The 9,443-nt window shown below is 54.5% G+C and carries 8 protein-coding genes; 4 read left to right on the forward strand and 4 right to left on the reverse strand.

Annotated features, from left to right (window positions below):
* Window positions 1-104 precede the first annotated feature (104 nt).
* The gene (locus tag Q1Q75_RS11765) at window positions 105-1,013 is read left to right on the forward strand and encodes a hypothetical protein (protein ID WP_300670646.1); all 909 of its coding nucleotides are present in this window, start codon (window positions 105-107) and stop codon (window positions 1,011-1,013) included.
* Between the two features lie 197 nt (window positions 1,014-1,210).
* Here the strand turns inward: Q1Q75_RS11765 and Q1Q75_RS11770 are convergent, their stop codons facing one another.
* The 4 genes from Q1Q75_RS11770 to Q1Q75_RS11785 all read right to left on the reverse strand — a co-directional run bounded on the left by Q1Q75_RS11770 (window position 1,211) and on the right by Q1Q75_RS11785 (window position 4,818).
* Entirely contained in the window at window positions 1,211-1,807 is a 597-nt protein-coding gene (locus tag Q1Q75_RS11770; RefSeq protein WP_300670648.1) for a membrane integrity-associated transporter subunit PqiC, read from the reverse strand.
* A gap of 53 nt (window positions 1,808-1,860) precedes the next feature.
* Complete coding sequence (locus tag Q1Q75_RS11775) at window positions 1,861-2,859, reverse strand: MlaD family protein (RefSeq protein ID WP_300670651.1); 999 nt, start codon at window positions 2,857-2,859, stop codon at window positions 1,861-1,863.
* Between the two features lie 64 nt (window positions 2,860-2,923).
* Window positions 2,924-3,694 carry an ATP-binding cassette domain-containing protein gene (locus Q1Q75_RS11780; protein WP_300670654.1) on the reverse strand — a complete coding sequence of 257 codons (771 nt, stop codon included), beginning with the start codon at window positions 3,692-3,694 and terminating at the stop codon, window positions 2,924-2,926.
* A gap of 2 nt (window positions 3,695-3,696) precedes the next feature.
* The gene (locus Q1Q75_RS11785; RefSeq protein ID WP_300670656.1) at window positions 3,697-4,818 is read right to left on the reverse strand and encodes an ABC transporter permease; all 1,122 of its coding nucleotides are present in this window, start codon (window positions 4,816-4,818) and stop codon (window positions 3,697-3,699) included.
* A 586-nt stretch (window positions 4,819-5,404) separates the two neighbouring features.
* Here Q1Q75_RS11785 and Q1Q75_RS11790 point away from each other — a divergent pair.
* The 3 genes from Q1Q75_RS11790 to Q1Q75_RS11800 form a co-directional block, all read left to right on the forward strand.
* On the forward strand, window positions 5,405-6,118 hold the full coding sequence (locus Q1Q75_RS11790) for a hypothetical protein (protein WP_300670658.1): 714 nt from the start codon (window positions 5,405-5,407) through the stop codon (window positions 6,116-6,118).
* A gap of 29 nt (window positions 6,119-6,147) precedes the next feature.
* Window positions 6,148-6,906, forward strand: a complete 759-nt coding sequence (locus tag Q1Q75_RS11795; RefSeq protein WP_300670661.1) for a hypothetical protein — start codon at window positions 6,148-6,150, stop codon at window positions 6,904-6,906.
* A 43-nt stretch (window positions 6,907-6,949) separates the two neighbouring features.
* The coding region (locus tag Q1Q75_RS11800) for a PKD domain-containing protein (RefSeq protein ID WP_300670663.1) at window positions 6,950-9,443 on the forward strand (2,494 nt) is incomplete at its 3' end.

The following is a 9,443-nucleotide window of genomic DNA, read 5'->3' on the forward strand; positions in this document are numbered from 1 at the left end:
GCGTTGAGATCTCCAAAACCCCCTGTACCAAAAAAAGAAACACACCGCAGTATAGCCTCTGTCATTGAATTTTCAACCATGGATCATTCAACAAAGGAAAGACCATGAACCAGAAAAGCCCACGTGACGAGATATCCCTGAAGATTCTTGAAGAACTCCGCAGAGGGATCACCCCCGAAGAGGAGATGCGCCATTTTCTTGAATCCACCTTCTCCATCAGCCGCCAGGAAGAGCTGAGGCTCTTTTTAGAGGATCAAGAGAGCACGGATCGCGAGATGCTCTTTGAGCTGCTCTTTTTTCCCGATCGGAAGACCAAGCTGAAGCTTGAGTCCCTCTTCACGACCTATCGATTCAACGCCGAAGATGAAAAGGCGATCCTTGAGGCTGTCTGCCAAGAGAGGATTCAGGCCGATATCAGCCTGGGGCCATCCGCCGACCCGATCCAGGTTAACCTTCCGAAAGAGTGCAAGGAGTTGTTCGTCAAACGCCTTAATATGAAGGCAAACCCACCTGAGAGCGTTGTCAATGCAGCAAAAAACCATTTAAAAGAAGACAAAGGCACCCTTTTTCTTGTCCTGCTGAGGGGCGAAAAAATGAGATGGTCAGACGAAACCACCGGATTTACCACACGTCTGCTGGCTGGCCTGTCAGCCCAGGATTCCGATCTGGAGACCCTCCTGGTCACGGCCATTATCACCATGGGCTCCTTTACCGGCGCCTACCCCCTCATGGATCACTTCCTTGCCATTCGCCAGAACATGGAGGCTGCCGCTGAAAAGGCGCATCAATTTGAAGAGGGATTAAAAACCCTCACCATGGAAACCATGATGATGCAGGGCATGATCGGCCCCTCTCACTCAGAAAAAGAGCTTCGCCACAAAATCCGCGTCATGGACACCTTGATCCTCAAAGGATTTAATGTGGACCCCACGCTGCTGGATCCGGTCCAAGTCGACCTGGGCGATTTCTCGGGCAGTGAGGGAGTGACAGGGATGTTCAAGAACCTGATTTGAACAGACCGCTGAGTCGCCACCAAAAGAAGAGACGATGCCAGCCTTTGAGGTAAGCCCCTGAAAAGAGATGTGTCACTGTGCTTTGCTCGCGCGGCTCCGTGCAAAGCGCACCCACAACCTGCTCTCAAGGCGGCACACCTTGCCGCCGGAGGCTTTTTTCAGCGCTGAACCGTTACTCTTTATTTTATTTTGAGCCCTTATTCCAATTGTCTGAGGGTCTCAACCACTTCGCTGCTGAATACGGAAATCAACCGGCTCAGGGCTTCGACTCGGGCCGGTTGGTCTGCACCACCTACTTTTCGTTGCAGAGTCGTGTGGGCGGTCGTAAGGGTTTGCCTCTTTCCATTTTTCACCCCCCACCGCAGATCAAAGAAAGCATTGCCCGCCTCATCGGTATCAAAACGAACCACATCCATAAAAACCTGCATGGAGACACCCCCCTTCGGGGTATCAAAGGGATAGATGAAAAACTTCTCCGCGCCGGTGAGCCGGGAGAGATTTTCGGCCACGGCCCGGGCGATGCCCTCGCGAAGGGGCTCCGCCCACCGCTGATAATCATTCAACAAAAGGGTATGGTTCATGCGACGGGCCACGATCTGAGGCCTGTCCAGATGAGACGGCAGCACCACGGGTCCCACCACCACATACATGGACGGATCCCAGCTTCCGGTCTCCTCCGCGGGTACCGCTGCCGGATGAAGCAAGTGGTAGGTCACCGCGGGCGAGGGGGAAGAAAGGCAGCCTGTCATGAACAGCAGGGCTCCGACCGTGATCACATAAAAAATCTTTGGCATCTTTTTCTCCATTATTTTATTCGCGGGGACAGGTTGGCTTGTCCCTGCGGGATTCATTGCCTTTTGTCCTTGCCAAAAACCAGAGCCTCTGGATGACGTTCAAGATAATCGACCAGGATACGCATGGAGCGTGCCGCTTCCGCGACTTCGCCAAGCATGCGGTTAAGCCGGTAAGTGACGGCCGAGTCTTCACCCAGGCTGGCCTCCATACTTTCGAGAGCCTTTTCCGCCTTATCCATCATGGCCTGGGACGAGGTACCTACCCCCTCCAGGACATCAAGCGCTCTCTTTACCCCCGCATCGGACTTCACAACCAGTTTTCGGGTCTCCTGCGCGGTCCCTTCAATGGAATGCCTGATAGGACCGATGGCTTGTCTCGCCTGCTTCATCAACCCTTCAAATTCCTTAATGGCGCCATTCATATGGTCCAGGGTGTTGTTCTCCTCCACCGAAAGGATCAGTCGATCGATGGACTCCACCGTGGAGATTACCCGATCCATAATGGCTTCCACGGGAATATTTTCTATGGTTTTTGAAAACTCTGAAATCCCTGAAAGGATAGTGGGCAGCTCCTTTGCATCGTCCATGCGACCGGTCAGGGCATAGGGCTTGTCCTGATGGAATCCGATATCCACATAGAGTTTCCCCGTCAGCAGGCTATCAATTTTAAGCTGTGCCCGAAGCCCTAAGTTCACAAGTTCCTTCCGGAAAGCCTCCTCGTCCATGGACCCCAGAATCCGTTTGGTTTCCTTGCCGTAATCCATCAGGGATATCCGGTCGGTATCCACATCAATATAAACGGGAATACAAAAGGAAAAATTCTGGCTGTCAAAAATCAGGTCAATTCCCGTCACATGGCCCACTTTAACCCCCATAAAACGCACCGGAGCCCCCACATCCAGCCCCTTGAGGGAGTCCTCAAAATAGAGGACAAAACGCTCTTTCTCCGTAAAGAACTGACCCGCACCAAAGGTGATGACAATCCCGGCCGCCAGAATGCACGCGCCCACCACAAAGGCTCCGATGATGCTGAGTTTCGCTTTCTGATTCATAACCACTCCCATGGTTTTAAGGCCCGATCCGTGGATACGGGCCATCCTCTGGTGCCCGAAAAGGCTAATGCCCGTCCTCACCACGTGTCAAAAATTGAATCACCCGTGGATCCTTCGAGTGTGCCAGAAGGTCTCGGGGATTGCCCGAGGCGATGAGGGTCTTCGTCTCGGCATCCAGAAACACAGAATCTGTCCCAATGGCAAAGATACTGGCCAGTTCATGGGTCACCACGACGATGGTGGCCCCAAGGGAGGCCTTAAGCTCCAGGATCAAATCGTCCAGACGGCGGGCACTGACAGGATCCAGCCCGGCCGAGGGTTCATCAAAAAAAAGAATCTCCGGATCAAGGGCTATGGCCCTGGCCAGGCCCACCCGCTTCTTCATGCCCCCGCTGATCTCGGCGGGGAGATGGTTTTCAAACCCGGCCAGATCCACCAGGGCGAGTTTAAACATCACCAGCTCCCGAATTTCGCCCGGTGAATAATCGCTGTACTGGTACAGGGGCAGCGCCACGTTTTCAAAAAGGGTCATGGAACTGAAAAGCGCCCCGCTCTGGTAAAGAATGCCGATGCGCTGCATCAAGGCCTTCTGTTCATTCTCCGAGGCCTCGTACAGGGAGGTCCGGCCATGGAAGACCTTCCCCTTTGCAGGCTCCTTCAGCCCCACAAGATGGCGGAGCAAGGTGCTCTTCCCGCAGCCGCTGCCTCCCATGATGATAAAAATTTCACCCCGGTTCACCACAAAATCGAGGTCTCTTTGAATCACCCGCGTCCCATAGGCCATGGTGAGATCCGTCACCTTGATGGGGGCAGTGTCTCTACTTTTTTTTACCATCTCTATACCCCGATAATACTGGTCACCACAGCGATCAAACCATCGGCAATGATGATCCCCACGATGGCTGCAACCACCGCCTGGGTGACGGCCCCGCCCACATCCGAAGCGCTGCGGCCGCACCGCATGCCGTAGTAACATCCCGCCAGGGCGATGATGACCCCGTAAAGCGCGCTTTTGAGAATACCGTGCATAAACTGTGTGACATCCAAAGAGGAACAGGTCTGATGCCAGTACTGAACCCAGGGAATATCCAGCATCCCCACCCCGATGGCCATGCCGCCGCCGATGCCAATGAAATCTGCATACAGACAAAGCAGCGGCATCATAATAACCAGCGCGATCATCCTCGGCACCACTAAATACTCGGCGGGATTCAGCCCCATGGTGGTGAGGGCATCCACCTCTTCATTGACCTGCATGGTGCCCAGCTGGGCGGCAAAGGCTGCGCCTGTGCGACCCGCCATGATAATCCCCGTCATCATGGCCCCAAGTTCACGGGCCATGGCAAGCCCCACGATATCCGCCACATAAATCTGGGCCCCGAACAGCTTCAGCTGTACAGAGCCCACAAAGGCAAAAATCACGCCAATGACGAGACTGATGAGCGAAACAATGGGCAGGGCCGATGCCCCGCAGTCTTGAAGAAGAAGAAAAAAATCATCACGCCTGAAGCGCCCTTTACCGACCAGGACCCTGCCAAACCCCAGGACCACCTCGCCGATAAAAGAGAGAAAATCCAGAACCGCCATCCACACAGAAGAGGCTGACCGCCCCATACCCATCAGAAAGGAGTCACGGGGCAAGGCCCCTGAGTCATCCACCCGCCCCTTTCCCTGAGCGGCGAGGGCGATCAACCGCAGCATGCCCTGAGGAAGAGCCTGGTCGTCCACCTTTACGTCCCGGGCCTTTAAGGCGTCCACGAGGCTGCTAACAAAAACAGCCAGGAGAGAGCCCCAGCTGATCAACCCCGACGTTTCAAAACGGACCCGACGCACTGCACCCAGAGTCTTAAGGGAATCAGCAACCCGAAGCCGTGGCCCAGCCTCCCGCCAGGAGCCATGAAGAGACACGACCCCTTCATCGCCTTCCGTTGTAATGGTGACACCACGTTTCTCATGCATGCCTTACCGCTCCCTTTCCCGAACCCTCCGCCTGAGAGGCGGTTACATATTTTAACCCGTTTTTCATGCCACAAGACAAAACAGATGTACGTGGATTACACCAATAACACAACAGGATATCCCCAACAACAAAGGACAACGAACCGCCGGCCCCACCCCAGAAATCGCTTCGCTCCAGATTTTGAATTCGTTATTGCCCCTGGGGTCCCCTGGAAAACCATTATCATAAAATGACATCATTCTTTTAAATGGCCGAAAAAACGGACTGGGAAACAATAAATGACACATTAATATTCATTGAAAACAACCTGACATTAAACTATATTTATAGGATAACACACATTAAAATTCATCTCTCCACACAGCGACGCCCACGGGAATTATGCCCAACAGCAGGCAGGGATAAAACCGTGGCCACGCCAGTTCTTCCTCATCGAATCCACTACCTGAACATTCGTCTCTGAAAAATACGGGGACCCACCCGATTGCGACACACAAGGTCAAGGGTCCTCCCAGATGAGACCGTTGCAACAAGGGCAATCCATTATCAGCGCATCACATCAACCCCAGACACGAAGGATGCATCATGGGCCAGACCAACCGCAACATACCGTCCCCCCTCAGGAGCAGTGCTGAAACGCGACGCATCTACTCTGTGCTGTTTGAACAGAAGGGGGCAACCTCGCCCCAGGCCGTCCTCATCACGAGCGGCTGGTCGGGGGAAGGAAAAACAACCCTGACCTGTAACCTGGCGGCGCTGGCCGCCCGGGAGAAGGGCAAAAAAGTCCTGGTGGTCGATTGGAACTGGTTTGCCCCCGGGGTTCACACGCAATTCGGCATTGCCGCCCTCCCCTCACTCACCGCATCTCCCCCCCCCCTCGACAAAGTCACGCACGTCCAGGAAATGGGAGATCTTTCTGTTCTGACCGTCGCGGCTTTTTTGAAAACAGAGAGTTGGAAAGAGGCCTGTTCCGTGACAGACCAGGCCGCACTGATCAACAAAGCCAAAGATCAATACGACCAGATTTTCATCGACACCTCCGCTGTCTACCCCACGAACCTGAACATGAACGATCCCATCCTCCTGAGCAAATCCGCCGATGGCGTAATTGTGGTCTCCCTGACCCACGTCACCCCAAGATCAAAGACCAAAGGTGCCTGCTATGCACTTCAGTCAAGCGGAGCTCTGGTTCTCGGCATCGTTGCCAATCAGTGGAGAAATCCTCTAAGCCCTTTGAGCCATCTCCCGAACCACCGTTTCATGCCGGATCAAAAGAATCACGTCTCCGCCACCCCCTAACCGCTAACCACGATATCGTGAGGTTGATCATGATCTTTTTCCTTGAGCGACTGCTTTACCGTCTATCGGCGAACCGGGCCTTTTTCTGGCTGGCCCTGACCCCCACGTTTGCGTACCTCATCATCATGGCCTTTATCCCAAATATTCACACCATATCGGCCACCTTCTCCGTCGATGCTGAGGCGCCCATTGCCGAAACAGGGACCCCCACCGGCTACATCCCCCTCGAGACCTTTCTCTCGGACCCTGCCCTCTGGGAAACATTCCTCAGAGAAAATTTCAACCCCCAACGCATCATGGGCTACCCAAGGGGATACGGGTTGAGTCTTTCGCGAGGCGAGGTTGACGCGATATACCAAGAAACGTCAGCCCTCCAAGCGATGAAGAACAAAAACACTGAAATAAAAACGACCTACACCGGTGACGATAAAGGAGTAGGAAACCACATCGTCTTCTACTACAGCACCACCCTGCATGAGCGCATTAAAGAAGGATACAAAAGGCAGGCGTCACATCTCACTCCACCCCAGATCGCCCCCCCGGTCGTCAATGAGGCTATCTCATCACGGTCCCTCTGGAGCCCTTCCCGAACCTTGCCCACCCTCCTCTGCTTTATTGCAGGGATCCTGGTGTACCTTTTTATTCAGATCGTCCGTGAACTGATGGACGACTCCTACAAATCCGAAAAACAGATCGCCGAGCACACCCGGCTTCCCATTCTGGGGTCACTCCCGAATATGAATTGCGTCCCCGCTGCCGCGAAAACACCGCCCCCCCATGACAGATGAACGGAAACCCATGATGCCAAAACCCCCGCAAAGAGAAAATCCCATGAGCCGTTTGGAATCACGTCAGCCGTCTCGCCTGTCAAGGCGATTCTTCTCTTTTTGCACCGGGGCCAACCCCAGAGGGACCCGCCAACGGATGCGTGACCGTTTCCTCCTCTGCCTCTGGGTTTTCACTATTCTGGTTTCTCTGCCCATGTATGTTCACGCAGCAGAAGTCACATTAAAATGGGCGCCATGCAACGAGGCAACACACTATGTCGTTTATTGGGGAACCGAATCCAAAAACTACACACGCTACAGCGAAAGCATCCAACAGCCCTCCCCCCTTGGGTCGCAAATCACCCATAACGTTACTGAACTCGCCAAAGGCACAACCTATTATTTCGCTGTCAAAGCCTTTAACGCCTGTTCTAAATCTTCGGACTTTACCAATGAAGTATCAAAAACCACCCCGGCAAAAAGAATTAATGCCGATGCTGGTAAAGATCAGACGCATCTTGAAATTACCAACGGAAGCCCCACGGTTATTACTTTAGATGGATCGGCATCTACCAGCACTGACAGTACAATCAGTTCTTACCAATGGTTACGGGTAGACCCTTTCACGGACACGCCAACGGTTCTCTCAAGTACGACAGCAGCTCAGCCCACTTTTTACGCACCCAATATCACATCAGACACCGCCCTGAAATTTGAACTTACCGTCACCAATAACGAGGGGGACTCCGATACCGACTACGTGACAATCACTATTACCAACGTAGAAGTCGACTACATCACACTAAAATGGATACCATGCGCCGAGGCGACACACTATGTTGTTTATTGGGGTACGGAGTCAAAAGCATATTCACAAAGCAGCGTTAACATCATGCAGCCATCGCCTCTTCCTTCTCACATTATTTACCCAGTGCCTGGACTCAAAATAAACACCACCTATTATTTCGCCGTCAAAGCCTTTAACAACTGCTATAAGGCTTCAGACTTTACCAATGAAATAACCAAAACAACCTCAGCGATATCCAGAGACACCACGCCCACTGCGGATGCAGGCCAGGCCCAGGCTCACCCCGAAACTGCAAACGGCATTCCGACACTGATTACGCTGGACGGTTCAGGTTCCACCGACCCGGATGGATCCATTTCCGCCTATCATTGGGCTCGTGTGGATTCCTATACCGATATCACCACCATTCTCTCCAGTACCACGGCCGCCCAGCCTTCGTTTAACGCGCCCGATGTGACCGAGGAAACCGCCCTGGAATTTGAGCTGACTGTCACCGACAACGAAGGGGCAACCGCAACCGACAGGGTACAGATCACCATCACCCCGGTCCTCCCCCCCACTGCCAATCCGGGCCCTGACCAAACCATTAATGAAGGCTTCCCCGTGACATTGAACGGCTCGGGTTCCACCGACCCCGATGGTTCCATCACCGGCTGGCTTTGGGAACAGGTACCGGATTCCCAGGCCCCGACCGTGTCCCTGGCAGGAGCCAACACCTCTTCGGCCTCATTCACAGCTCCGAACGTTGCCCCCGGCGGTGCCATCCTCACCTTCAAATTAACCGTCACAGACAACGATGGGGCAATTAACTCCGCCACCACCGTCGTCAATATCGTTCATATCAATCAGCGTCCAACAGCTGACGCCGGAGCCACGCAAACCGTCGATGAAGGAACCAGCGTCACATTAAACGGCACAGGCTCCATCGACTCCGATGGCAGCCTTACCAGCTGGCTATGGGAACAGGTTCCCGATGCCCAGGCCCCAACCGTGGCTCTGGCTGGAGCCACGACGTCCACCGCCTCGTTCACCGCTCCGGACATTGGCCCCGACGGCGCCACCCTCACGTTTAAATTAACCGTCACAGACAACAACGGAGCAAAAAGCTCCGCCACCACCACCGTCAACGTTGTGTTCGTCAACCAGCCCCCGACGGCCCAGGCCGGGCCAGCGCAGACCGTCAATGAAGGCACCCAGGTCACATTAAACGGCGCGGGATCTTCCGACGCCGACGGCACCCTCACCGGCTGGCTCTGGGAACAGGTTCCCGATGCCCAGGCCCCAACCGTGGCTCTGGCTGGAGCCACGACGTCCACCGCCTCGTTCACCGCTCCGGATATTGGCCCCGATGGCGCCACCCTCAGGTTTAAATTAACCGTCACAGACAACAACGGAGCAAAAAGCTCCGCCACCACCACCGTCAACGTTGTGTTCGTCAACCAGCCACCGACGGCCCAAGCCGGGCCAGTGCAGACCGTCAATGAAGGCACCCAGGTCACATTAAACGGCGCGGGATCTTCCGACGCCGACGGCACCCTCACCGGCTGGCTCTGGGAACAGGTCCCCGATGCCCAGGCCCCGACCGCGGCCCTGACTGGCGCCACGACGTCCACCGCCTCGTTCACTGCTCCGGACATTGGCCCCGACGGCGCCACCCTCACGTTTAAATTAACCGTCACAGACAACAACGGAGCAAAAAGCTCCGCCACCACCACCGTCAACGTTGTGTTCGTCAACCAGCCCCCGACGG

Source organism: Desulfoluna sp., assembly GCF_030145185.1.
Taxonomy (GTDB): domain Bacteria; phylum Desulfobacterota; class Desulfobacteria; order Desulfobacterales; family Desulfolunaceae; genus Desulfoluna.